The sequence below is a fragment of the Pseudoalteromonas sp. 19-MNA-CIBAN-0066 genome (genome assembly GCF_040308705.1).
In the GTDB taxonomy this organism is placed as follows: Bacteria; Pseudomonadota; Gammaproteobacteria; order Enterobacterales; family Alteromonadaceae; genus Pseudoalteromonas; species Pseudoalteromonas nigrifaciens.
Window position 1 is genome coordinate 11,103 of record NZ_JBEONZ010000016.1, and the last position, 25,241, is coordinate 36,343.

23 protein-coding genes, 2 tRNA genes and 1 pseudogene are annotated in these 25,241 nt (G+C 38.8%); 9 read left to right on the top strand and 17 right to left on the bottom strand.

Annotation, left to right across the window (positions count from 1 at the left end):
- Positions 1-2 precede the first annotated feature (2 nt).
- The 3 genes and pseudogenes from lip1 to AAEZ18_RS10650 form a co-directional block, all read right to left on the bottom strand.
- Complete coding sequence (gene lip1, locus AAEZ18_RS10640) at positions 3-1,373, bottom strand: lipase Lip1 (RefSeq protein ID WP_011326779.1); 1,371 nt, start codon at positions 1,371-1,373, stop codon at positions 3-5.
- Positions 1,363-4,081 (bottom strand): annotated as a pseudogene (locus AAEZ18_RS10645) (ATP-binding protein). Before AAEZ18_RS10645 ends, lip1 begins: the two are co-directional and overlap by 11 nt.
- A 74-nt stretch (positions 4,082-4,155) precedes the next feature.
- Positions 4,156-4,611 carry an Lrp/AsnC family transcriptional regulator gene (locus AAEZ18_RS10650; RefSeq protein WP_011326781.1) on the bottom strand — a complete coding sequence of 152 codons (456 nt, stop codon included), beginning with the start codon at positions 4,609-4,611 and terminating at the stop codon, positions 4,156-4,158.
- Positions 4,612-4,748: 137 nt separating this feature from the next.
- Between AAEZ18_RS10650 and AAEZ18_RS10655 the strand changes: the two genes are divergently transcribed.
- Both AAEZ18_RS10655 and AAEZ18_RS10660 read left to right on the top strand, forming a co-directional pair.
- A complete protein-coding gene (locus AAEZ18_RS10655) occupies positions 4,749-5,918 on the top strand; it encodes a PrnB family protein (RefSeq protein WP_089367532.1) in 1,170 nt (389 codons plus the stop codon).
- Between the two features lies 1 nt (position 5,919).
- The gene (locus tag AAEZ18_RS10660) at positions 5,920-7,044 is read left to right on the top strand and encodes an aminotransferase class V-fold PLP-dependent enzyme (RefSeq protein ID WP_089367533.1); all 1,125 of its coding nucleotides are present in this window, start codon (positions 5,920-5,922) and stop codon (positions 7,042-7,044) included.
- On the opposite strand, the gene AAEZ18_RS10665 is transcribed toward AAEZ18_RS10660, so the two are convergent.
- The 5 genes from AAEZ18_RS10665 to AAEZ18_RS10685 all read right to left on the bottom strand — a co-directional run bounded on the left by AAEZ18_RS10665 (position 7,028) and on the right by AAEZ18_RS10685 (position 9,906).
- Entirely contained in the window at positions 7,028-7,516 is a 489-nt protein-coding gene (locus AAEZ18_RS10665; protein WP_089367534.1) for an RNA-binding protein, read from the bottom strand. The two genes, AAEZ18_RS10660 and AAEZ18_RS10665, sit on opposite strands and share 17 nt — an antisense overlap.
- Before the next feature lie 306 nt (positions 7,517-7,822).
- Positions 7,823-7,915, bottom strand: a tRNA-Ser gene (locus AAEZ18_RS10670).
- Between the two features lie 57 nt (positions 7,916-7,972).
- Positions 7,973-8,063 (bottom strand) — tRNA-Ser (locus AAEZ18_RS10675).
- 219 nt (positions 8,064-8,282) lie between these two features.
- A complete protein-coding gene (locus AAEZ18_RS10680; protein WP_167376929.1) occupies positions 8,283-8,423 on the bottom strand; it encodes a hypothetical protein in 141 nt (46 codons plus the stop codon).
- 553 nt (positions 8,424-8,976) lie between these two features.
- Positions 8,977-9,906, bottom strand: a complete 930-nt coding sequence (locus tag AAEZ18_RS10685; protein ID WP_350551251.1) for a DMT family transporter — start codon at positions 9,904-9,906, stop codon at positions 8,977-8,979.
- A 101-nt stretch (positions 9,907-10,007) separates the two neighbouring features.
- On the opposite strand from AAEZ18_RS10685, the gene AAEZ18_RS10690 reads away from it, so the two are divergent.
- Entirely contained in the window at positions 10,008-11,453 is a 1,446-nt protein-coding gene (locus AAEZ18_RS10690) for an aminotransferase-like domain-containing protein (protein ID WP_225740906.1), read from the top strand.
- A gap of 121 nt (positions 11,454-11,574) precedes the next feature.
- On the opposite strand, the gene AAEZ18_RS10695 is transcribed toward AAEZ18_RS10690, so the two are convergent.
- Positions 11,575-12,369 carry a YggN family protein gene (locus tag AAEZ18_RS10695; protein ID WP_089367535.1) on the bottom strand — a complete coding sequence of 265 codons (795 nt, stop codon included), beginning with the start codon at positions 12,367-12,369 and terminating at the stop codon, positions 11,575-11,577.
- Positions 12,370-12,757: 388 nt separating this feature from the next.
- Here AAEZ18_RS10695 and AAEZ18_RS10700 point away from each other — a divergent pair, with 388 nt between their 5' ends.
- Entirely contained in the window at positions 12,758-12,943 is a 186-nt protein-coding gene (locus AAEZ18_RS10700; protein ID WP_007579801.1) for a PA3496 family putative envelope integrity protein, read from the top strand.
- Positions 12,944-13,069: 126 nt separating this feature from the next.
- Here AAEZ18_RS10700 and AAEZ18_RS10705 read toward each other — a convergent pair whose 3' ends face one another.
- The 3 genes from AAEZ18_RS10705 to AAEZ18_RS10715 all read right to left on the bottom strand — a co-directional run bounded on the left by AAEZ18_RS10705 (position 13,070) and on the right by AAEZ18_RS10715 (position 14,653).
- Entirely contained in the window at positions 13,070-13,561 is a 492-nt protein-coding gene (locus AAEZ18_RS10705; RefSeq protein WP_089367536.1) for a glutathione peroxidase, read from the bottom strand.
- Between the two features lie 91 nt (positions 13,562-13,652).
- A complete protein-coding gene (locus AAEZ18_RS10710) occupies positions 13,653-13,952 on the bottom strand; it encodes an AzlD domain-containing protein (RefSeq protein WP_041454306.1) in 300 nt (99 codons plus the stop codon).
- Positions 13,949-14,653 (bottom strand): AzlC family ABC transporter permease, encoded by a 705-nt coding sequence (locus tag AAEZ18_RS10715; RefSeq protein WP_089367537.1) that lies wholly within the window; start codon positions 14,651-14,653, stop codon positions 13,949-13,951. Before AAEZ18_RS10715 ends, AAEZ18_RS10710 begins: the two co-directional genes overlap by 4 nt.
- Positions 14,654-14,783: 130 nt before the next feature.
- Between AAEZ18_RS10715 and AAEZ18_RS10720 the strand changes: the two genes are divergently transcribed.
- Positions 14,784-15,443, top strand: a complete 660-nt coding sequence (locus AAEZ18_RS10720) for a cytochrome b/b6 domain-containing protein (protein ID WP_089367538.1) — start codon at positions 14,784-14,786, stop codon at positions 15,441-15,443.
- 64 nt (positions 15,444-15,507) lie between these two features.
- On the opposite strand, the gene AAEZ18_RS10725 is transcribed toward AAEZ18_RS10720, so the two are convergent.
- Complete coding sequence (locus AAEZ18_RS10725; protein ID WP_011326793.1) at positions 15,508-15,960, bottom strand: c-type cytochrome; 453 nt, start codon at positions 15,958-15,960, stop codon at positions 15,508-15,510.
- Positions 15,961-16,054: 94 nt separating this feature from the next.
- The gene (locus tag AAEZ18_RS10730) at positions 16,055-16,525 is read right to left on the bottom strand and encodes a DUF2721 domain-containing protein (protein ID WP_011326794.1); all 471 of its coding nucleotides are present in this window, start codon (positions 16,523-16,525) and stop codon (positions 16,055-16,057) included.
- A 224-nt stretch (positions 16,526-16,749) separates the two neighbouring features.
- On the opposite strand from AAEZ18_RS10730, the gene AAEZ18_RS10735 reads away from it, so the two are divergent.
- The 4 genes from AAEZ18_RS10735 to AAEZ18_RS10750 all read left to right on the top strand — a co-directional run bounded on the left by AAEZ18_RS10735 (position 16,750) and on the right by AAEZ18_RS10750 (position 23,505).
- Positions 16,750-20,214, top strand: coding sequence for a S8 family serine peptidase (locus AAEZ18_RS10735; protein WP_089367539.1), 3,465 nt, complete (start codon positions 16,750-16,752; stop codon positions 20,212-20,214).
- Between the two features lie 78 nt (positions 20,215-20,292).
- Complete coding sequence (locus AAEZ18_RS10740; protein WP_350594705.1) at positions 20,293-22,467, top strand: S9 family peptidase; 2,175 nt, start codon at positions 20,293-20,295, stop codon at positions 22,465-22,467.
- A gap of 155 nt (positions 22,468-22,622) precedes the next feature.
- Positions 22,623-22,988, top strand: a complete 366-nt coding sequence (locus tag AAEZ18_RS10745; RefSeq protein ID WP_086997064.1) for a DUF4870 domain-containing protein — start codon at positions 22,623-22,625, stop codon at positions 22,986-22,988.
- Positions 22,989-23,070: 82 nt separating this feature from the next.
- Entirely contained in the window at positions 23,071-23,505 is a 435-nt protein-coding gene (locus AAEZ18_RS10750) for a YqaA family protein (protein ID WP_350594707.1), read from the top strand.
- A 38-nt stretch (positions 23,506-23,543) separates the two neighbouring features.
- On the opposite strand, the gene folX is transcribed toward AAEZ18_RS10750, so the two are convergent.
- From folX to folM, 3 genes are read right to left on the bottom strand one after another with little or no spacing between them, the layout of a single operon-like run.
- Positions 23,544-23,900 (bottom strand): dihydroneopterin triphosphate 2'-epimerase, encoded by a 357-nt coding sequence (gene folX / locus AAEZ18_RS10755; RefSeq protein WP_011326799.1) that lies wholly within the window; start codon positions 23,898-23,900, stop codon positions 23,544-23,546.
- Between the two features lie 3 nt (positions 23,901-23,903).
- The gene (gene folE, locus AAEZ18_RS10760; protein WP_058372272.1) at positions 23,904-24,458 is read right to left on the bottom strand and encodes a GTP cyclohydrolase I FolE; all 555 of its coding nucleotides are present in this window, start codon (positions 24,456-24,458) and stop codon (positions 23,904-23,906) included.
- Between the two features lie 26 nt (positions 24,459-24,484).
- On the bottom strand, positions 24,485-25,204 hold the full coding sequence (gene folM / locus AAEZ18_RS10765; RefSeq protein ID WP_011326801.1) for a dihydromonapterin reductase: 720 nt from the start codon (positions 25,202-25,204) through the stop codon (positions 24,485-24,487).
- Between the last annotated feature and the right edge of the window lie 37 nt (positions 25,205-25,241).

Here is a 25,241-nt window from a genome sequence, read left to right on the forward strand (position 1 = left end):
TACTACTTACCTTGTGCGTGTTCTACGTTTTTTATAAAGGTGCTTATTTGTTTTTTAAGCTCAGGAAAAAAGGGGTTATAGGTTAATCGTTGTAAGGTGGGATATTGCTTTAAGTTAGCAGCTGTACGTTCTCCAAGTTGCGGGCTTTTTGTGGTTTTACAGGTTTTATATAACTTTTCGCCGCCAATAAAACTGCCGCAATTACGATAAGAGGCACTAATACCATAATGCGGATTTTGTGGTGAGTTAACAATGGCAATATGCGATATACCATGGATTTTTAGACATGCTTCGCTGGCACACTGCGGATTTAATACTCTGTAATCTGCTGCAAAATTTGGGGGTAAAATAGTGCTGCTACCATAAAGCACTAGGGTATCGAGTTTTTTATAGCGACTTAAATTAGTATTATGTAGTGCATTTAATAATTTAAGGGTGGCATGGCTATCAATTGTCGCGTCAATATCGCTTATTACGCTAAATACAGGCAATGCCAAAGCAGGGCGCTTACTTAAGTTTTTAATGCTAACCAATGACATTGCATCATATGAGGCTGCTGCAGCATTGAGTGGAAACGACTCATACTTAGCAAAATCAACATCGGCGTCTTTATCTATCCAATTTAAAAATGGGATTAAATCAAGCCACTTGGCTATCCAACCTTGTTTATTATGCGGCTCGGAGCCCGGTGAAAATAACATAAGCGCCGTTATTTTTGATGAAAGCGCTTGCGTGATTGCATAGTCTATAAGTAGTGCGGCCCCCGTAGAGTAGCCCCCTAAAATAACCTCATCAAAGTCTTGTGTTGTGCGCTCTATAGCGTAACGCACAGCTTGTTGCCATTGCTGTAGGTCTACATCTTGTAACGCACTAGCAGCACTGCCGTGGCCGGGTAACAAAATAGTGCGTACGGTATAACCTTGCTGATAATACACTTGGGCTAAATCGTGATAGGTAAAAGGAGAGTCGGTAAGGCCGTGCACGAGTAATACCGCTTTTTTACTTTGTGAATGTTTTAACTCAAAAGGAGCAATAATGTCGGCAATAGTGGGGTTAGGCTTACGACTGCCTTGAGTAACTAGTTGCTGATACGTTTGAGTAAATACAGGGCATGGCATAGCAGCGCGAGGATTAGCTACACTAATATACTGATACGCATGATTGAGGTAGCTATTAAATGGGGCACGCGCTTGGTAATCAAAATACGCTTGGTGGTGATCCTTTGTATAGCGTAATAGGCCTTGCTGTTTACTCTTTTTAATAAATTCAAAATCGCTTGCCTGCGCAATACAATTTTCAGCGACAGCTAAGTGAGGCAAAAAGCTAAGCATACAAGTTAAAAATATTTTTAAAAACACACTATTATTGTTCATAAACCACTGCATATTGAGCAAGACACTCGGTTAGCTTAATTAGTTCAAGCGGTTTTGCAAGGTGTTGATTAAAACCAACCGCCTGAGCGTGTGCTTTGTCTTCGGGCATAACGTCGGCAGTTAAGGCAACAATTGGCAGTTCCTCAGCCGTTTTAAATTGCCTGATTAGGGCCGTTGCTCTATAGCCATCCATTACTGGCATTTGGCAATCCATAAGCACGAGGTCAAAATGCTGTTTTTTTATAATATTAACTGCAAGCTCACCATTTTCAACAACCTGTGGCACAATTTTTAGTGAGCCAAGCATGGCTTTTATAACCATTTGATTAACCGGGTTATCTTCGGCCACTAAAATTTTTAAAGCGGCTATATTAGTATTATCTGTAGGTTTTATAAGAGGTTCTTGCGCTTTAACCGTCTCTATTTCTAATGTAAATGTAAAAGTAGAGCCTTTATCAAGCTCGCTATGTAGCGCTATATTTGCATTCATTAATACACTAAGCTCTTTGGCTATGGCTAACCCAAGGCCGGTGCCACCAAACTGCCGAGAAGTAGAGTTATCGGCTTGAGTAAATGCACTAAATAACTTTTCATGTTGAGTTGCTTTTATACCTATTCCGGTATCAATAACGGCAATTGTTAGCTGTGCTTTATTGGGCGCAATAAGTTGCGTATCTACATTTAAAGTAACACTGCCAGCGTTAGTAAATTTAATAGCGTTACTGCATAAATTAAGCATTATTTGCTCTAATCGCATTGGATCGCCAACAAACCAAGTGTCTTTAGGGATATTGCTATTTATTTTCCACACAATTGCTTTGCTTGCAGCACTTTGTTCAAACATAGTATTAATGCGCTGAATAAGTGAGGTTAAATCAAATGGAATACGTTCAAGCACTAGCCGTTTTGATTCAATTTTAGATATATCGAGAATATCGTTTATCAAATTTAATAAGCTTTTAGATGACGAATTTATTTTATCTAAATAATCAATTAGGGTATTGGCGTCGTCTTCTTTACGGGCAAGCGAAGAAAAGCCAATAACAGCATTTAGTGGCGTGCGTATTTCATGGCTCATATTAGCTAAAAATTGACTCTTAGCCCGGTTAGCCAAATCAGATTGCTTTTTTGCTTGTGCTAACGAATAAGTACGCTCTGCTACTTGGCGAGTAAGTGCAATTTGCTGCTGATTAAACAGTAGTAAAATCAATAAAATTAATGAGCATACAACTACTTGAAGTATCAGCAGCAGTAAGGTGAGTTGATTATTATGTTGAGCTAAAAAGGCATCTTTAAGTGCCAGTTTTACGATCCATTGTTGCCCGCCAAAATCGACATTAAACGATATTAGCTTACTGCCTTGTGCAACATTAAGATTGTTTGAGTTACTGTAAAATGCGGGTTTGTTTATATCTTCATAAATAGCAATCGAAAACATTTTAGACTGCTGCTCAGTAATGGCCTGCTTAATAATTTGAGGGACTAAAAATACGCCTGTGGCATAGCCTTTAATGGTTTCTTTTTCATTGGATTGAGAATATACAGGCGCAAATAATAAGTAAGCAGCATCAGAGTGCTCAGTTTGTACGAGTTGAATTATTTTAGTTCCCACTGGCTGATACTTTATTGCGGGGTTGAGTAAGGATGCTTTGCGATCTGGGTTTGAATATACATTAAACCCAATTGCTTTTTGGTTGCTATTAAGCGGTGCTATATATTTTACAATAACGAGTGGATCGTTTGGCTCTAAAGGTTCACCAATAACATCATAATTTAAGTTATAAATGCTTGAAATTTCTTTAGAGAATGCTTGGCGTTGATGAGATGGGATTTTTACATTCCATGATAAAGCTTTTATAAATGAGTGCTTAGCAAGTAGGGTGTTGGCATATAGATTAAAGTCTTGCTGGCTTAATGTTGGCGATGACTGAACTTGGCTAGCTAAACTTTGCACAGCAATAATGCTGCGATTAGTATAGCGGTACAGGCTGTTTTCTATCACTTGCACTTCGCGCTCAGCAATTTTTATCGCAATTAATACGGCTTTCACTATCGTATAATTGTGTGGTGGCCGCTACTGATACAAATAAAATGCAACATACCGAAAGTGTCGGTAGCACCGAAATATTATAGTTATCAGACTTCTCTGGTAATAACGAAAGTAAAAATGGAGTGGCAATTAACACCCCTAAAATATCACCTAACCACCAGTAAGTTGTGTTTTTCCAGTGATTATCTGCACTGTACATTGCATTAAATTGGCTTAGTGCAAACACGCCAAAATTAGCCGAAATTAAACTGACTAAAACACCTACAACTACAATAAAATAAATAATGTTTTGGCGCTTTTTAAGGCGCAGAGGGTGGCCTAACCAAAACTTTAATATTGCGGCCCCAACCATGGCCTGCAATACCACCCCAAAGGCAATATACATAGCCTCGTTTAATGAATTTCCTACCAATACCATTTCATGAGTTGTATTAGCAAAAAAATTTAAATTAAATGCGAGAGCCGCTAAAAATAGCGCAGGAATAAATCGCCACCACCACACAAAGCAGCCAACTAAGGCTATACCAGCAGGTAACCAAACCGGAATAATTTGCGAGTTAAAGGTTAGCTTGGTAAGTATTACTCCTACAAAAAAATAGGCTAAAGAAAAAATAATGTAAAAAACACTAGAGTAATACTTGGAGTTAAAATTTTTCACATAAATCCCTGTACAAGTAATATTCCCAATTTAAAATATCAGTATAGCTAACAGTAAGTTATTTGCGGTATTTTTTATAATGGTAATTGTTTTTTGCTAAAAGACTGCTTTAACACCACGGTTGATTCTATATTAGCGATACAGCTTAAGCTCCCTAGTTGATGCTTAACAAACTGCTCATAGCTTTCTAAATCATGCGCAATTATTTTTAGTAAATAGTCGTAACTTCCCGATATTACCGAACACTCTAGCACATGAGTGAGCTTTTCTACGTGTTGCTCAAATTGCCGGGCAGCACTGGCCGAATTTTGATTTAAACGTACAAATGCATACACCAAAACGTTTAGTTTAAGTGCCTTGGGGTTAATAGCAGCGTGGTAGCCGGTAATAATACTAGCTTGTTCTAGCTTTTTAATTCGTCTAAGGCAGGGCGTATCTGAGAGGCTAATATGACTGGCAAGATCTGCAACAGACATTCTGGCGTTGGCTTGTAAGGCAATGAGCAATTGCTGATCTTTTTTATCGAGCATATATAGATTCTTATTAATTATTTTTATATTTGTAGTGATTATTGCTAATGATGTTGATAATTACTAATTTTTTTAGCGTTTTACCCTCATTAAACTCTGTTAGCATTTAGTGATAACTATAATAACAGGAAACAATAATGAGCACCCATACAGCCATTTTTGATCGATGGATAAGAAGCGCCTTCCCACAGATAAACAGCGAGCTTGAGCAACTTTACTGGCAACAAGATGATAAAGCCAATGTAGAGGGGTTGGGAGAGCCTTTAAAACAGCAATTAAAAGATGAAGGTAACGCATTAATAAGTAATTTATTAGCGGAGGGAAATACCGATGAAGGTTTTGATAGTGCGTTTGATTTGCTCGGTAATGTAGGGCTTTTTATGGCGGCGTGTCGTCGTCATGAAATTACCGAGCCAAGCCGTGAGACCACATCGCCATTGGTAGAAGCGTCGGCACTAGCAATGCATATAGGTGCCTCTATTGGAGTAACGCCACGCTTTGCGACTGCCCATTTAACCACGCACAATAAAGCGCTAAATGGCACGTATAAACGTTTTACTAATTTACCCGACGAAAAACTATTTATTGATTACAACACCCAAGGTATTTTGGCATATAAACGCGCCAGCGATGCATTATTAAAAATATTACCATTAGGTATTTCGCACCCCACCTGTGCCGAGCTATTAAAAGTAGCAAAACAAGCGTTAATAGATGTAATTGAATCGAATAATGCACTTTATACTCAGTTAGACACAGAGCGCTTTTTTAATTGTGTGCGCCCTTATTATAAACCGCATCGAGTAGGCAATGAGATATACAGAGGTGCTAATGCGGGAGATTTTGCCGGCATAAACGTTATCGATATGCTACTTGGGCTGTGTAATGCCAACGAGCCAAGTTATTCACAAATGCTGGTGGATAAGTTTTTATATATGATGCCAGAAGATCAGCAAATATTGCGCGAAGCAATGCGCATGCAAAGCTTTATGGATGACTTTTTACAGGCGCAGCAATATAAAGACAATGACTGGTTTAAATACCACGCAAAGCTATTTATTCAGGTGTGTAAATTACATGGTGACACTGCAATCGGTCATCATAATCAATTGGTTGAAAAATTTATTGCGCAACCGTCAAAGCAAATGCAACAGCAACATATGAGTAAAGTAACAGCCAGTGGCCCACCATTACATGTTTTGCTCGATTCGTTAGAAAAACTCCGTGATAAACGTGCCAGCGCTAAACGCGACGATATAAAAACACGTTACGACGATATAAACTTGCTAAAACAGTGGATTAAATAAGATGAATCAACACGATTTTTGTATGGCCGAAGGCTGTTATTTATTAAGCCACTCAGTAGGGCGTCCACTGAAAAATAGTCAGCAGCATTTAGCGGCTCATTATTTTTCGCCGTGGGAATCGTCAAATAAAGAACCCTGGCAGCAATGGTTACCTGCAGTCGAGCAATTTAATACCGCATTAGGGCAGTTATTTAATGCGCCTAGCGAGCAATTTTGTCCACAAGTTAACTTATCCAGCGGCTTAACCAAATTGTTAATGTCGCATCCGCGATTACAGCAAAAAAATTGCAAAGTATTAATGACGCAAAGCGACTTTCCAAGTATGGGCTTTGCGATGCAAAAAGCTTTGCCAAAATGCGCGCAAATAACATTTATTCCTGAATATGAAAACTTAACCGATATTACCGTTTGGCAGCGTTATTTAACGGATAACATAGATTTAGTTTTTATCAGTCACGTATATTCAAATACAGGGGTACAAGCCCCTGTACACGATATTGTTGCTTTGAGTAAAAAAACGAATAGCTTATCAATCATTGACGTTGCGCAATCTGCAGGGGTGATACCGCTTGATTTAACCGCCTTAAATGCTGACTTTATGATTGGCTCTAGCGTTAAATGGCTATGTGGCGGCCCTGGTGCTGCTTACTTATGGGTTAACCCACAGCAAATAGCTGTTTGTGAGCCTAAAGATGTTGGCTGGTTTTCTCATCAAAATCCCTTTGAGTTTGATATAAATCATTTTATTTATAACAAGGGAGCGCTTAAATTTTGGGGCGGTACTCCCTCAGTTGTACCTTATATTATTGCAGCCAATAGTATTGCCTATTTTGCCGCATTGGGAATTGATAAAGTTAGGTCGCATAATTTAGCAATGCTTGCGCTTATTCAGCAACAGTTGGGTAAATATGTTGTGTCGCCCACGCTGCAGCATCAATGCAGTGGTACTGCTATTTTAAACTTTAACATGCAGCAACAACATGTATTGAATGAGCTTAATAGTGCAGGGATTAGTGTGGATGCCAGAAAGCTTGGTATACGAGTTTCACCGCATATATATAATAGCGCCGACGCAATACATAAGTTTATAGCGGTTATAAAAAAAGCGATTAAGGTTGTTGACTAAGTTGCTCTTTTTGCTGATTTAACGCCTCTATTTGTTGCTGTGCTTGCCCAATTAAAGCATCGTATGACTGTTTAAGAGCTGATGTTTTAGTTGCAATCGCATTGGCAATAGAGGAAGCCCCTAAACGATTGGCTTTATCTTGCGTCATGTAATCAATTTGCTGTTTTTTTTCTGTGTATTGCTGCTGATATTGTTTAATAGCCAGTTGGTAGCGTTTTATATCACGATTAATTTGCTGCGTTTTTAAGTAATCATCAACAGAAGTATCTGTAATTTTACTGCTAGCAGTTGTATTGCTATAGGCTGTGGTTACATTAATATTTTTTAGCGTAATGGCTTGTGCATCTAGAGCACAGGGCAGCTGGCTAAATGTAGGAACACCTTTAATAACGCATTTATAAACAGTAATGTTTTCTGCCAAGCTAAAGGTTGGCGCGGTTAAGCAAATTGATAGCAATATAACCCGGATCATAGTTAAACCTAAATTGGCTTAAAGTTAAGTTAATCATGCCCTAAGTTATAGTTTGGTACAATTTGTTTAGTTTTATAAATTATAGGCATAAAAAACCACAACTAAGTGGTTTAAATTAAATATGGTGGAGAGGGAGGGATAGACTTGCTTACCTCCATGTAATCAATCGCTGCTCGACGCTTGCAGCGGCCCAAAATGTTCCCGACATTTTGTTGAACCCTGTCGAGGGATCTCACCCTCCCAATTTAGTCTTGGTGTTAAATTATAGGCACAAAAAAACCACAACTAAGTGGTTTAAATTAAGTATGGTGGAGAGGGAGGGATTCGAACCCTCGATAGAGCTACAAACTCTATACTCCCTTAGCAGGGGAGCTCCTTCGGCCACTCGGACACCTCTCCAACGCATAACCGTTTTTTTATTGATGGAAATAAAAATTAAAGCCACCAATATAAATGTGGTGGAGAGATAGGGATTTGAACCCTAGATAGGCTACAAACCTATGCCGGTTTTCAAGACCGGTGCATTCGACCACTCTGCCATCTCTCCGTGACGCAGAATAATACTTAGGTCATACGCATGTGTAAATAGCAAAAAGACTGTTTGCTTAAAATTTAGGCTAAAATGAGGTTTTTTTTGTAAATAAGGGGAAATAAAGACAATTTTAGTAAAATTAAATAGGTTGCAGCAAGCAGTGGGAGCTAAATAAGAAGCTTTATTTAGTGGTTGGGTGCTTGCTGCACCGTATAAATAGTCATGGTTGTGTGACTATTTATATTGAGCTGTGCTACCAAGAGCGAGTCTTTTACCGAAGCGATTAAGCTTTGCTAACATTTTAGCTTTACGATTTGTTGGTTTAACGGCAATGTGAGTAGCAGCTGTTTCATTTAATGTGTTAATTGGGTTCATTACTTAACTCCGAGTTGTGGTTGGTGAAAACAGGGGCATTCTGCCTCTTAATTGTTTAAAAATAAAGCGATAAAAATTGAGTTCGAAGCATTAGTTATTTTAATCCGAAAGGATTTTATTAACCTGCCGTTCACTTGGTGGGTTTGGGTGTTTTTGCATTTTTATTCACGCCGTTAGTTTTTAAATCCCTTTTGTTATGGGGTCTCTGTGTTTGTTTTTATTTTTAATGCGATAAAAGCATTCTTTTTTGGTTATTTATTCAGATTAAATTATTTTAATTAAATGATTTTTATGCTGTTTAATTAGTGTTTATAAAATTAACTTTATGAGCGTTAAAAAAATTCCAGTAAAGTTCTAAAAAAAGTTTGTGTAATGCACTTTATATTTGCATTGCATGGGTGAATTACTTAGCTTTTTAGCAAAATGGTGTTTTTAATAAAGTTAGTATTACTAGGAGTTATAACGAACACTTGGCAGCTGTTTTTATATTAACCAATAAAAAAGCGCCTACTTTACAGTAGGCGCTTTTGCGTTAGTTGCGTTAATAACGCGTCTAACTGGGGACAGAGCCTCTTCTAGCAACCGCTCTGTTTGCTAAAAAGGCATTAATTCGTTTTGTTGGGGTAAGCACTATGGCGTTACCAAGTAGTACTAAGCTAAACCCTGCAAAGGTATTTGCATGCCATTCAAAGCCTTCATAAAAGCTGCTTAGTGTTACCGCAACTAAAGGAAACAGTACGATGACATAGCTGGCTTTTTCGGGGCCAATATTTTTTAACAGTGCAAAGTAACAAGCAAAGGCGATTACAGTGCCAAAAATAGATAAGTACAATAACGACAGCCAATAGCTAGTAGGTGCAGTGAAATTAAATTGCACGTCGCTTATAAATACATATAAGGCTAAGCCAATGGCACTGTATAACATGCCCCAAGCATTACCTTGTAACACACCAATTTGTTTGCGTGAATTACGTACACTTACCATGTTTCCTAATGAAGCCACAAAGGTGCCTCCAAGAGCAAGTAGTAACCCGACGAATGCACTGTTACTCAAGTTGAGTTGCTGTAATTGTGGCCAAAACAAGCAGGTGATACCTAAAATGGCAAGTACAGCACCGGAATAAATTCGTTTTGAAATAGGTTTGCCAAAAAATAATCGGGTATTAACTATATTCATTACTAATAGCATTGAAAAAGCAATCGAGGTCATTGCAGAGCTAAGGTGATTTTGTGCCCAGTAAAGCATTAAGTAATTTAGGCCAAAGTTAAACAGGGCCAATAATACGAAAAAACCATGATCGACTAAATTAAATCGCATTTTAGGTTTTTTGTATGCCACATATAACCACATTAATAATGCCGCGATTGCAAAACGATAAAATAGCGATAGTTCAACAGCAATATCGCCTAGCTGAAACTCTATGGCCAACCAGGTTGAGCCCCAAATTAAAACAGTTGTTATATATAGCGCTGCACTTTTCAATACTGCTCTCCAAAGTCGATTAAGCTGCTATTTTAAAGCTTATCTGTATACTTACCATATACAGAAAATGGAATATGTAACCTATACAGATTGAGGGTGTAATGATTTTAAAAGCGGTTAGCCATCAAGGTCATGAGTTTTTGTACCAGCAAGTTATTCAACTGATCAGGGATATGAGTGCTCAACAGGCTTTATTGCCCTCAGAAAAACTGCCGTCTTTACGTAAAATGGCTAGCAACCTTAATATAAGTATTCCTACGGTAAAGCAGGCCTATCAAGCGCTAGAGGATCAAGGGGTTATAGAGGCACGCGAAAAGTCAGGCTACTTTTTAAAAGCCGTTAACATGGCAAGCAGCTTACCAAAACGAGTTAAGCTGAGCCGCGAGCCCGTGATTGTTAACAAGCAGGCGCTGATTGAGCAGGTATACACAGCCATTCATCAGGCCCATGTGGTGCCTTTTGGAGTGGCTAACCCGGTTGCTGCAGCACCAACCGATAAAGCCTTAGCCAGAAATATGCGCCGAGTAATGACGCTTGCCGGTAGTAGCGCTATTAATTACGGGCCACTGGATGGTTATGCACCGTTAAAAAAGCAACTTATTCATCGCTATTTAGACTTTGGCATTGGCATTAATATGGATGAAATGGTGATCACTAATGGTGCGCAAGAAGCACTGGCAATTGCACTCAAATGCGTAACTAAGCCCGGTGATGTAGTGGCCATAGAGAGCCCTTGCTATCACGGAATTATAGAGTTAATAGAAAGTTTAGGCCTTAAAGCACTTGAAATACCTTTATGCCCAGATAATGGTATTTGGCTAAACGATTTAGCGCAGGCGCTTAATGAGCACGATATTAAAGCGTGCTTATTTTCTACGGCTATTAGTAATCCGGTTGGTAGTTTTATGCCAGATAAAAATCGAGAACAGCTGGTGGAATTAGTTGAAAGCCATAACGTAGTGCTCATTGAAGATGACGTATATGGCGACCTATACTTTACACCCAAACGAGGTACACCTGCTATAGCGTATTCCAAAAAAGGCTTGGTGCTAAGTTGTTCGTCTTTTTCTAAAACGGCTGCCCCTAGTTATCGTGTTGGTTGGCTTATTGCGGGGAAATTTGCAGGGCAAGCTAGGCGTTATAAAAGAGCATTGAGTTGTTCTACCTCACTAATTAATCAATGGACGTTATCAGAATTTGTTTTTAGCGGTGAATACGATCGTAATTTAAAAGTACTTAGGCAGCGTTTACGTACGAATAAAGAGCATATGCGACGTTGCTTACAGCAAGCCATGCCAAAAGGTACACGGATCAGCGATCCACAAGGTGGCTGTGTTATTTGGTTAGACTTAGGCTGCGAGTATGATAGCCAAAAGCTATTTTCGTTAGCGCTTGAGGTAGGTATAAGCATTACTCCAGGGTTGATATTTTCAGCTTCAAATAAATACAAAAGCTGTATAAGGCTAAGCTATGGTGTGCAGTGGGGTGAGCAAATAGAGCAAGCAATTGTCACACTAGGTAAACTTACCTTACTAGCAAAAAAGTAGCCTAATTTAAAGGGGATCAACAGCTTGTAACAAGTTTTTCGGCACAATAAAAAACAGCCGTTAAGTTAAGCGTAACGGCTGCAAAGGGATGTTAAATAATTACCTAAGTGAAGTTTGTAAACTAGTTTTGTTTAAAGCTAAATAATTGGTAACCTTTAAGTTCAGGTACTTGTACTACTAGCTGTTCTTCTTGTTTAGCTATATTGGCAAAATTTTCGCATAAGGCATTGGCACGTTTTTCGAGCGCATCGGCATGCTGCTCTACTTTTTCTTCTATTTGCGTACCCATATTTTCCATACGTTGTTCAAAGGCTTGCATGTCGCCTCCTGAGCCAAGTAATTCAGAACCTAAAGCAACTAAAATACTCCCCATAGATTGCATTACAGCAGACTCAACAGCGGTCTCTATTTGTTGTTCAAACTGCTGCTCAAAGTTTTCACCAAATTGGTTAAAGCTTTGCTGGCCCATAACAAAGGTATCTTGTTGATAAAAAGTATTTTGTACTTCAAGTTTAATGTCGTCCATTAACGATGAGATATTATCGAGGCCATCAATATTAAAAGCATTAGCAACTTCTTGCAGTGCAACACCTGCAATTTTAACGCCTTCTAAGGCTATATTTGCTACTTCGGGTAATTGCGTGCGTAAACTATCTGAATATTGAGTTAGCGCCTTTTGCTGGGAATGATTAAGCGCTACCGATTCACCATTAATGGTTAAATTGCCATTGGTATTAAATTGCATAGTTTGCTTATTGGCGGTAAAAATCTCTAGTTCGTCAGGCTTAATACGTACATCATTTTTAAATTCTACATTACATTGCTCATTATTAAATGACACTGTTGAATCGTTATCATTATGTGCCACAACGGCAGGTGCACATATTAAAGTGCTCATTAATAGTAATTTTTTCATATTTATTCTCAGTTTTTTATTGATGATAAATAAGTAATAACAAGTTTAGTGCCAATGTTTTTTTATTATATTAAACAATAGGTTGGTTTTATTTTTAGTATTGTCTATAGCAAAGGTTTATTATAAAAAAACTATTTTTTAGTCAAATTGGCTAAAGCTAGAGCAGTAATTAATTTTATTTATCGATACGATAAAAAACTCTCACTTTCCATAAAGCGAATTTAGCGCTATTTATTCACAGTATTGACATGGAGGCTATTTAAGATAGCTACATGGCTTTATTTTGGCGCTAAACTGCATTGCACTTTATGTGTCGAACATTTTAATTTTACCAATTATTGCGATTATAAAATCCTTGGTTGGTCTCAAACACTTTATGGAGTGGGTTGTGGGTAAGACATTTAGTTACGATGCGCTAGATGACGATTTTGTTGAAGACGAGTACGAAATGCTCGGGCGTAATCAGCACGATAAGAACAAGCAAAAGGTTAAGAAAAAGTTGGAAGACTACCTTGAGCAAAAGCGCTTGCGTAAAAACCTAGGCGAAGACGATTTAAGCGATTACACCGATTAAATTGCGCTAGTATAACTAAAGTACCAATGTGAATTAGACTCTAAATGTACGCATTTATGTATGTTTAAATTTTGATTAGATTGGCAATAAAGAGGCCGTGTGCCTCTTTATTACTTTTGAGCGGCGTTACTTATTACTTTGTTGCAGTGCTTTTTGAATGGTGAGCTCTAGCTTTTCTGGCTTGGTAAAGGGTGCATAGCGTTTAATTGGTGAGCCGTCTGCTGCGATTAAAAACTTAGTAAAGTTCCACTTTATTTTGCGAGTTAAAAAGCCAGGTTGTGTCGATTTCAAATAACGAAATACCGAATGAGCATGCTCTCCGTTTACCTCTACTTTAGCGGCCATTAAAAAATTAACCCCGTAGTTTATTAAACATCCTTGCTCTATCTGCTGTGCATCTCCGGGTTCTTGCTGATTAAACTGATTACACGGAAATCCTAAAATTACTAAGCCTTGGCTAGCATATTTATTATGCAAAGCCTGTAGTGACTCGTATTGGTAGGTAAAACCACACTTGCTTGCCGTGTTTACAATAAGCACGACTTTACCAGCAAACTCGCTAAAATTAATGGTGTTACCTTGCAAACTGGTGGCGCTTAACTGATGAAACTTGTGCATTATTTATGCTTTACCTTATCTTTGTTGATGCTCAATTTACTCTTTTAAGTACATTGCTTAATATGGTTGTTGTATATATTAAGACTATTTTTTAATTTAAAATTAAAAATAATCCCATACCCGCAATCGTAGTGTAGTAAATATTATGGGTTTTATAAGCCACAATAATAGCTACTATAGCCGCACTTAAATAAGGGTTTTGCCAATTTAAATTAATGCCATCATCGTTTAAAAATACAATAGGTACCCAAATAGCCGTAAGTACCGCTGGTGCACTAAAACTTAAAAATTGTTGCATTTTAGGCCCAACTTTAAAGGGTAAAGCGCGGTGCAAAAATAAGTAACGGGTAAAAAAGGTAATACAGGCCATTAGTAAAATAGTGGTCATCATAAGTTGCGCTCCTTTTTAGCAGTTATTCTTGCTGTAAAGTATCCTGCGCTCATGGCCAGTAATGCAGAGCTCACCAGCCATAACTCAAATCCGGTACTTTTAAACAGTGTAGCGCTAATGCCTGCGACTATAACTGTAACGAGTGAGGCGAGGCTTTTAACACCCGGAATAACTAAAGCTATAAATGTAGCGGCTATAGCAAAGTCGAGGCCCAAATGGGTTAAATCGGGGAGCATAGTACCAGCAACAATGCCTATAAATGTCCATAAATTCCATGCAATATAAAAGCTAAAACCGGCGCTAAGTGCGTAAATTAAACGTATTTTTGTACGATAGGCTTTAGGGTGGTGCGAAAATGCAAACAACTCATCGGTCAATACAAAGCTTACAGGTAGACGCCAGCTCAAAGGTTGATCAATTACTTTATGACGTACCGCTAAGCCATATAAAAAATGCCGAGAGCTAATTATAAAGGTAGTAAACAAAATGGTGAGTAGTGGCGTATTTCCCGCAATTAACTCAATAGCGACAAGCTGCGCAGAGCCCGCAAACACTAATAAAGACATCGCTTGAGTTTCAAGGGCAGTAAAACCATTTTGAATAGCCAGTGAGCCACAGAGTATTCCCCAAGGGATCACCGCCAAACAAAGCGGTAACATGTCAACAAAACCTTTTAAAATTGCACGCGATGGTCTGTTCATTTGCAGAAATATTAGCCAGTAAAATTAATTGCTTAAGTGTGCCATAAAGCATGCTTTAAATAATAGGTTTAATGCAAATCTAAACAAAGTTTGAAATAATGAAACAATAACTTAATTAGCGAGATAACTAATGTTTAAAGTAAAAGTATGGGATGGCTTTGTCAGAAGCTTTCACTGGTTATTAGTGTTTAGTATTGCTGTGCTCTATTTTAGTATTGAAGAAGGTATGATTGAACTGCACTTTATTGCTGGCTTTTTTACCTTAGCACTTATTTTAACGCGATTAATATGGGGGGTTATAGGCAGTAAAACAGCTAAGTTAAGCGCGTTAATACACTCCCCGCAAGCGGTAATAACCTCACTTAAAACTAATAAAACTCCGCTTGGGCATTCTGCGCCAGGTAGTTATATGGTGTTGTTGTTTTTTATACTTATTATTACTCAGCTTGTTAGTGGCTTAATGAGTAGTGATGGTATTTTAACTGATGGGCCTTTAGCGCAGTACGTGTCGAGCAGTACAGTTGATTTTGCTAATTGGTTACATAGTTTAAACTTTGATATTTTACTTTATGCGATAGGTTTGCATGTTTTAGCAATTGTAATTTATAAGATTAAAGGCAAGCCTTTAGTGAAAGCGATGATCACCGGAACGAAACAACAGCCAAATGAAAAGCCAGCAATACTTACAAAAGCACCTTGGTTAGCTTGGGTCGTATTTTTAATATTGCTTGTAGTGCTTATGACAACTTGGGGCAGTGAGCCACTTAGTTATTTACTTAACTTGGGTTGAAAATAAAAAGGTGCCTATTTAAATCCGATTATGAATTAAATAGGCGCCTTTATTATTTAAAAACTTAGTCTTTAAATTGCGTGTGGCAATCTTTACAGCCTTTGGCCCATGCGCCAAACGCTTTACCAATAACAGCTTTATCGCCAGACTGTGCAGCTACAGCAAGTTCATCTGCGTATTGCTGAAATGCAGTTGCTTTTTTCATAAAAGTGTCGTTTTCAGCCCAAACAGCGGCAAGTGCAGCAGTATCACCCTTATCAGTACCTTCGTAAAACGCTTCCCATGGCATTTTTGCCAGTGCAGCTGCGTTATTTGCACGTGCTTTAAATTTATCTGCATCAAAAGGAATTTTGCCTTTAAGCATAGCGCCCATGTCACTAATTTGTACAGAGAGCATAGAAAATGCAGCTTGACGATATTCAATAGCGTCGCTTGGCTCTTTAAATGCAGAATTTGCTGATACGCTAAGTGCGCATGTTGATAATAATGCCCCGATAAATACTTGCTTCAATTTCATTAAACTTATCCCTAGTAAAAGTTTCTAATTCTATCTTTGTATCTTAGCTGCCACTTTTATTCAAGTGAAAGCGATAGTTTGGTTTGCTTGAGGCTTAATCGTTAATATCGACGTCGGCGAATATCATGCCACGGCGCATACTGCGAGTGGCTAAAAACACTTCGCAAAGTAGCGACATAAAAGCAAATATAAGCAAAGCCATAGCAGCTACAAAACAGCTACCTATCGTTACGCCTAAGTTAACTGATTGAATATGCGATAAAAATAATAACATAACAACCGCACAAACCAACAATGCACTTAACACACTCAAGCTAAATGCAAGGTGTATACAACGAGAGCGCTTTAGCAGCGCTCTTAGCTCGGTGGTTAACGACAGATTAAAGTCATCATCAGTGCTTACTTTTAGTCTACGTTCAAGCAAACGAGCTCTATCTGTTATACGCGCTAAACGGTTTGATAAAACCCCTAAAGTGGCAGCAATACCTGTAATTAAAAAGACGGGAGCAACCGCGGTTTGAATCACTTTGGCCATGCTTAAAATATTAATTACTTCGTTATCCATTTACATCTCAAAATAAGTGTTGGTTGTTTACAATCATTCACAAACTTAATTTCTTTCTTTTCCCTTTGGAATCAGTTTGTTGCTAGTGTTTTCTCTGTTTTTATGTGTTGCTTGTAACTTAAATGTAACTAAGGTGTTGCTCACGTATGGGTTTAAGTTTTATATTTAAGCCCATGGTTGAATATAGTAAATACAATAATACATAACCTATCCTAGGGGAAATGATGTCTAAAAATATAATAAAGAAAACAGCAATTGCCACTGCTGTCTCAAGCGCATTTATTGCAACACTTGCAAGTGCAAGTAACTTACCTACGGCTAATATTACTTATCAAAAAGCTGAAGCAGTAAAAGAACAAGTTGCAGATAAAAAAGAACCATCGGCACATATGATTGTATTACGCGCTACAACATCAGTAGACGCCTATGTTGCAGGTACTTACCAGCAATCAAATAATCGTGAAATTACAGCTAACATAGAGCAACTTCAAGACACTATGACTCTTGAGTTAAATAGCTTAGATTTTGATGCGAAAATAATTGGTAAAACCAAAATATTAGCACCTACGTTAATCGTTCAAGCTTCGGCTGAAGCACTTGCTAAAATTGCTAAAGATTCACGAGTAGCAAAAGTATTACCTATGTTCGATAGCGAACTGCATGTTGCAGCAAGCTCTGACTATATTAATGCAAAACCACTTATTGTAGACGGTATTGCAAGCGGTAAAGGTCAGCGTGTTGCGGTATTAGATACAGGTATTGATTACACTCACCAAGCATTTGGTGGGGCAGGTACAGTTGAAGCATATTTAGCGGCGCAAGCCGATCCTACTACAGTGGCTTGGCCTCAAGGTGTTGTTAAAGGTGGTTACGACTTTATTAATGAAGACGCTGATCCGATAGAGAACGATCCTGCTAATTCTCCAGCAACAGGGGCTCCAACAAACCATGGTACTTCATCTTCAAACTCAGTAAATGGTATTGCGCCAGACGTTGAACTTTATGTTTACTCTGTATGTGGTGGCGGTTGTCCAAGTGCCGCACAGGCTGCAGCACTAGAAGCCGCAATGGATCCTAATGGCGATGGTGATATTTCTGACCGTGTAGATGTAATGAATATGTCTCTTGGTGGCGAGTTTGGCGACACATATACTGGCGGCGGTACACAATACTTAATTCAGCGTGCTGTTGAATTAGGCGTTAATATGGTTATTTCTGCGGGTAACGATGGTGATAACCCATTCCGTATAGGCGGCCCAAGTACTACACCTAATGCCTTATCTGTAGGTGCAATGACACACCCTACAACTGAAATAGGTGTTGCTACAGGCACTATTGCTGGTGTTGAAGGTGATATTCAGCCATCAAGCTTTGGTCCACAAGAAGCTTATACAATTACAGGTGCAGACATTGAGTTAGTTTATCCAGACGCTAACCAAAATGGTTGTGTTGCGTTTGCCGCCGATGTTGATTTTACCGGTAAAGCTGTATTAATAGACCGTGGTGCTTGTGCATTTACCGACAAAGTATTAAACGCACAAATAAATGGTGCAGAGTTTGTGATGATTGCAAACAATACTGATGATGGTACACCAGCTCCTATGGGTGGTTTTGATGCTGCTGTAACAATTAAAAACGTAGGCATTAATTTTGCTGCAGGTGCGGCTTTAAAAGCACAGTTAGCAGCAGGTGGTCCGGCAACATTTGATATTAGCATTGACATTAAAACTACATCTGGCGCTGTAGCTACGTTCTCATCTCGTGGTCCTTCAATGGATGGTTTATTAAAACCAGAAATTACCGCACCAGGTACTAGTATTGATGTTGCAGCAGCAGGTACTCAAACTGGTACTAACCCAGTTTCAGGTACATCTTTTTCAGGTCCAATTACTGCTGGTGCTGTTGCGATGATTCGTGAAGCACATCCAGATCGTAATGCCTTTGAAATTAAAGCAACAATAATGAATGCGGCTAATTTAAATGTAACAAACGAGCCGTTAGCAATTAATCCTGCTTCAGAATTAGCACCTATTAGTATGATTGGCGCAGGTTTAGTTAATGTAGCTAAAGCGGTTAATTTACCGGTTGCTGCATGGGTAAATAACGCTAAGTTTAATACCAAGCAAGCAGCGCTTTCATTTGGCTTAGAAAGCATGACAGAAACTGCATCGTTAACTAAAACGGTAACAGTTAAGAACTTCTCAGCTGACGCTAAAACTTATAACTTACGTACAGAAGCGCGTTACCAGAGCGATATAGATACTGCGGCTATTAGTTGGGATTTCCCTGCATCAATTACTGTTCCTGCAGGCCAAGCTATTAATTTTGACGTAGTATTAACCGTTGATCCAGCTAAGTTACCAGAGTGGAATCTAAATAACCCATTTAGCGCAGAGGAAGTTGCAGCAAGAAGTGCAGCATTAACCTCAGTAGAGTTTGATGGTGCTTTGGTGTTTGATGATGCCAGCACAGATACTGACCATGATTTACACCTTGTTTATCATGCAATGCCTAAAGCTGCTACTGAGCTAAGCGTTTCATCGCAAATCGTCGATAGTGAAATGGCTCTTGTTGTTACAAATAGTGGTCAAACTGAAATTATGCCACAAGCAGAAAGCATTGTTGCAGTGGGTGTTGAGAAAACATTTGCAGAAGCTGAATTTAATATTCTAGCAACTACTTTCTCGGCGTTTAATGCAGAGTTTTGTGACTCAGGCATATTTGTTACCTCATCGATTCAACTACGTGACCCACTAACGCATACCTTCCAAGCGGGTTACAGATTAGAAATTGATACCGATAATGACGGTGTAGCAGATCAGTTTATGACAAACTTAAACGACCGTGGCCGCGATACAGCGTTCCCTGGGCGTAGCCGTACGCTAATTGGTGAGACAGATGGCGCGGGTAATGATTCATGGGCGTGGGGTACTCCGCTTTATCACTCTGCGGGAGAGGACACCATTACCTTCTCTGGTTGTTCTGAACTACTTAATATAGATGGGACACTACTAGGCGAGCAGATGAACTTTAAAGCATCTGTGGGTTATGCTGCATATCAAAGTGGTGTATTTACTGAAACTGATAGTGTTACAGGTTCAACTGTATTTGGTATGCAACCTCAAGTAGCATTTACCTCGCTTGAAACAGGTGAAGCAGTTACAACACTTAAACCAGGTGAAAAAGCAGTTGTTACAGCAAGTGGTCCATTTGCGCTAACACAGGCTTCAGGCTTAGATGTTGTTAAAGTGATGGCAGCTGCTGATTTAGAGGTTCCAGATGTTTCAGCGCCAGCGCTTGTTGGTGGTGAATTTACTGTTTCTGAAGATGCAGCAAACGGTACCGTTGTAGGTGCTTTAACAGTAACAGAGTCTGAGTTTGATTTAGCTATTTCAGAGTACTTTGTTCAGTCAAATACTCACCAAGGTTTGGGTGTTGATGCCGATGGTCAAGTTGTTGTTACTAACACAGCTTTACTGACAGGTGATTCTTCAGCCCAGATACAAGTAGTGGCAATTGATACGCGTGGTAATGTATCAGAGCCTGCAATGGTTACGGTTAGTATTACTAAAGTAGTACCACCACCGGTTGTTGTAACACCAGAGCCAGAGAAAAAATCTTCGGGTTCATTAGCTTGGTTATTACTTACTGCGCCGCTTGCATTTATGCGTCGTCGTAAGCAAAAGTAAGCTTATAACTTAATTGTTACTTAGAGGGAGCTTCGGCTCCCTTTTTATTTAGCTTCACTAAAGTAAAGGCTTTATCTTATGAAACATATCCCTTGTGTTCTAGCTATATCATCTTTAGCTATTTTAAGTGGCTGCAATCAGGCGCCCGAAGCAGTCCAAACAAACGTTATAAGTACTACAGCAGAGCAGTTACCTCAAGTTGTTGCACCTATAGCTAAAAAAGTACCGCACGCCATGACTATTCATGGCGATACCCGCATTGATAATTACTATTGGCTGCGTGACGATGAACGCAAAGCAGCCGATGTTATTAGTTACCTTGAGGCTGAAAATAGCTATACAAATACCATGCTTGCTCATACTCAAGCGCAGCAAGCTAAACTTTTTGCCGAGCTTAAAGGGCGTATTCAAAAAGATGACGATTCAGTACCGATAAAAAAAGGTGATTATTATTACTCGTCGCAAACTCGTGGCAATAACGAGTACACTACTTATGTGCGTAGCAGTGACTTTTCAGGAACTAACCAACAGGTTATTTTAGATGTAAATGAACTTGCTAAGGCTCATGACTATTATGCTGTAAGTGGTTTAGATGTGAGTCCAAACGGTAACTTAATGGCTTACGGTGAAGATACTCTCAGTAGACGTATTTATACCGTTAAAATTAAAGATTTAAGCACCGGGAGGCTACTCGAAGATACGCTTGAAGGCACAAGTGGTAACCTTGTTTGGGCAAACGATAACAAAACACTGTATTACATTAAAAAAGACTTACAGACTTTGTTAGGCTACCAGGTTTATCGCCATACTTTAGGTACGCCGCAGGCCAATGACGAACTAGTTTACGAAGAAACAGACTCAAGCTATTACACAGGGTTAAGTAAAAGCAAAGACGGTACTGAAATTTATATTTGGCACAGTAGTAGCACTGCATCAGGTATGTCGGTGCTTAGCGCAAATAACGTTAAAGCAATGCCTCAACGCTTAATTAAACGCCAAGCGAATCTTGAGTATAGTATTTCTAAATTAGGTGAGAGTTATTATATTGTCACTAATTTAAATGCGGTTAATTTTCAGCTAATGAAAGTCGCTATTAATAAAGCACATGATCAAGCAAACTGGCAAACGCTGATCCCAGCACGTGATGATATAAAGCTAGAAGGGATAGAGTTATTTAATGACTATTTGGTTTACCAACAGCGTGAAATGGGGCAATCGCGACAAATAATACGCAATTTAAGCACTAATCAAGAGCAGTTATTATCTTTTAACGACAGTGCCTACACTATTAGTGCTTATGGTAATAACGATATAAACAGCAATAAGTTACGTGTTTACTATACGAGCATGACCACGCCGGGTTCATCTTACGATATAAACCTAAAAACAACGGATAAAACGCTTTTAAAACAACAAGCTGTGCTAGGCAACTTTAATGTTGATAATTACGCATCTGAACGTATATTTATTAACGCCCGCGATGGTGTAAAAGTACCCGTAAGCTTAGTTTACCGTAAAGATAAATTTAAAAAAGATGCGACGAACCCATTGCTACAATATGGTTATGGCTCGTATGGCGCCACTATGGATCCAACTTTTTCAAGCGCGCGTTTAAGTTTGCTTGATCGTGGTTTTGTGTTTTCTATTGCCCATGTTCGAGGCTCGCAAATGTTAGGTCGTCCTTGGTATGACGATGGTAAATTACTTACTAAAAAGAATACGTTTAATGACTTTATAGATGTGACTAAAGCACTGGTAGAGCAAAAGTATGGCGCTAAAGACAAAATATTTGCCCAAGGCGGTAGCGCTGGTGGCTTATTAATGGGCGCAGTAGCAAACCAAGCTCCTGAACTTTACAAAGGTATGGTTGCCGCAGTACCTTTTGTGGATGTGGTTACAACCATGCTTGATGAAAGTATTCCACTAACAACTAACGAATATGGTGAGTGGGGAAACCCAAATGAAAAAGAATACTATGAGTACATGCTATCTTACTCACCGTACGATCAAGTGTCTAAGCAAGCGTACCCTAATATGCTAGTAACTACGGGTCTGCACGACTCGCAAGTACAGTATTTTGAGCCAGCAAAGTGGGTTGCTAAGCTGCGTGACTATAAAACAGATGACAATAAGTTACTGTTTAAAATTGATATGGAAGCAGGGCATGGCGGTGCATCAGGGCGCTTTAAGCGCTTAGAAGATACCGCGCTAAACTATGCATTTATGCTCGATTTAATGGGTATTAAAGAGTAAGCAAAGTACAACCATTGAGTAATAAGCTAAAGGCATCATTTAAAAGTGATGCCTTAATTTATTACTAAGTTAGCTAAATAAGTTTATAAACTGAGTTATAGTTATGAAATACACACTTACACTCACGCAAAAATAGTAAATATAAGGATAGCGTTATGCATGATGAGCAACAGCTGGAACCCGTCAAAAAAGATGACCGCACATGGGCAATGCTTTGTCATTTAAGTGCCTTGTCTGGATTTATTGTGCCATTAGGCTCTGTAATTGGGCCGTTAATTGTGTGGTTAATAAAAAAAGATGACATGCCGATTGTTGATGTTCATGGCAAAAAAGCACTCAACTTTCAAATCACTATGATGATTGCTTACTTTGTGTGTTTTCTTTTAATGTTTGTTGTTATTGGTGTAATTTTACTGCCAATAGTCGCTATATTTTCGTTTGTAATGGTGGTTATTGCCGCGGTTAAAGCCAATGATGGTAAAGAGTTTGACTACCCGTTGAGTTTAAATTTGATAAAATAGCAATGTCGGTTTGTTAATAGCGTATTTTAAACCCAGCTTTTGCTGGGTTTTTTTTTATTTACTTCCTATTGTTAAGGATACTATGCTTTATCTCACGCTATTTTTTAGCGCTTTTATATCGGCTACTTTATTGCCCAGCTCGTCAGAGGTGGTAATGGTAGCTATGATGACCCAAGGTAAAGTAAATTTATTGTTGTTATGGCTAGCTGCCACTTTGGGCAATGTATTAGGGAGCTGCGTTAATTACTGGTTGGGTACTCAAGTACTGCGCTTTAAAGATAAAAGCTGGTTTCCAGTGTCAGAGCAGGGGCTTGAAAAAGCACAAAAGCAGTTTAATAAATACGGTGTATATAGTTTATTATTTGCCTGGCTACCTATAGTTGGCGATCCGCTTACCGTAATAGGGGGAATATTTAAAGTGTGTTTTAGTACGTTTTTATTGTTGGTAACACTAGGTAAGGGGGCACGCTACTTAGCCGTTATCGCCCTTACCTTAGGTGTCGAAAAGCTTATTTAAGCTTTCTTATTTATTCTAAATCAATTGATCCACACGTATTATTTAGCCCAATCTAACGTCAAAGACACAGAATCGGCAAAGCGTAATGCATGCGGTTTATCTACGCGAGCCTTAGCATAATGAACACTTGGGTGTGAATGACAAACAGCAAGAATTTCAGCAACCAGTTTTTCGAGTAATAAAAAGTCGCCTTGTTCTACTAAAGTGATTACTTCTTTGGTAATTACTTTGTAGTTTAGTGCTTGATCTACTTCATCGGTTTTACAGGCGTCGTGTGCAGGGTAATGAATTTCTAAGTTAATCACTACATCCTGCTTTTTCTCGCGCTCTTCTTGGTTAAAGCCAATAAAAGTACGCAGTCGTAAATTGGTTACGTTAATAATTGCATTAGCCATAAGTTAGCCTTTTATTAGCTGCAAAAACTCATTACGTGTTTTTGGATCGGCTCTAAAGTTACCCAGCATTACAGAGGTACGCATACTTGAGTTTTGCTTTTCTACGCCGCGCATCATCATACACATATGTTTGGCTTCAACAATTACGCCAACCCCGGTTGCACCCGTTACTTCTTCAACGGCTTTAGCAATTTGATGAGTTAGTTGCTCTTGAATTTGAAAACGACGGGCAAACATGTCAACAATACGGGCAAACTTAGACAGTCCCAATACTTTACCATTGGGAATATAAGCAATATGACAACGGCCAGTAAAAGGTAATAAATGATGCTCACACATAGAATAAAGCTCTATGTCTTGTACTAATACCATGTCGTCTGCATCTGAGGTAAATACTGCGTTATTAGTAATTTCTTCTAATGTTTGACGATACCCTTGAGTTAGGTATTCCATTGCTTTAGCAGCACGTTTTGGCGTGTCGAGTAAGCCTTCTCTGTTAGGATCTTCCCCTACAGCGGTAATAATATTTTCATAGCTTTGTTTTAATTCGTTATGCATAAATTTCTCAGTTAATTTAGTTTGGTTTACTTTAAATGCCGACCACCATCTACAGGTATAGCGCGGCCTGTGATGTAGTGGCTATGTAATAGTAAATCAATACTATTGATTATTTCTTGGCATCCTGGTTCGATACCCATTAATGACTTTTTCAGCGTTTTAGCACGATATTGTTCATCATCATGCTCATTAAAAATAATTAACGATGGTGCAACCGAATTTACTTTAATATTAGGTGCGTACTTGGCGCTGAACGACTTAGTTAAGTTATCAAGCGCTGCTTTACTTGCTGCATAAGCGACATGTTTTGGGCTACCTGTTTCTACTACGTAATCGGTAAGATGAATAATATCTGCGGGAGTATTCATCTCAGTTTGATAATTTAGTAATAACTCTGCACACAGTAAATTAATTAAATAAGGTGTTTTTGCATGAATTCGCATCATATTGTCAAACAGTTGCGCAAAGTTGGCGTTATTAGCTTCGCAGTCCCAACTGGAAGCATTATGCAAAATAGCGCGTAGTGAGTTGGTATGCTCTTTAAGTGCTTTAATAAAAGTGCTAATACCATCATCAGTACTAAAGTCTGCATAAATGCATACAGCGCCCTGCTGCTCCAGTAAATCAACTGCAGCGTGGCGAGTACGATAGGTAATAATTATCGGCTGCCCTTGTGCAATAAAATGTTTAGCTAAAGCAAGGCCAATGCGTTGCCCAGCACCTGTAATTAAAATCGGTGGTGTCATATATACTACAAAGCTCTCTTTTGGCAGGGGATCAGCG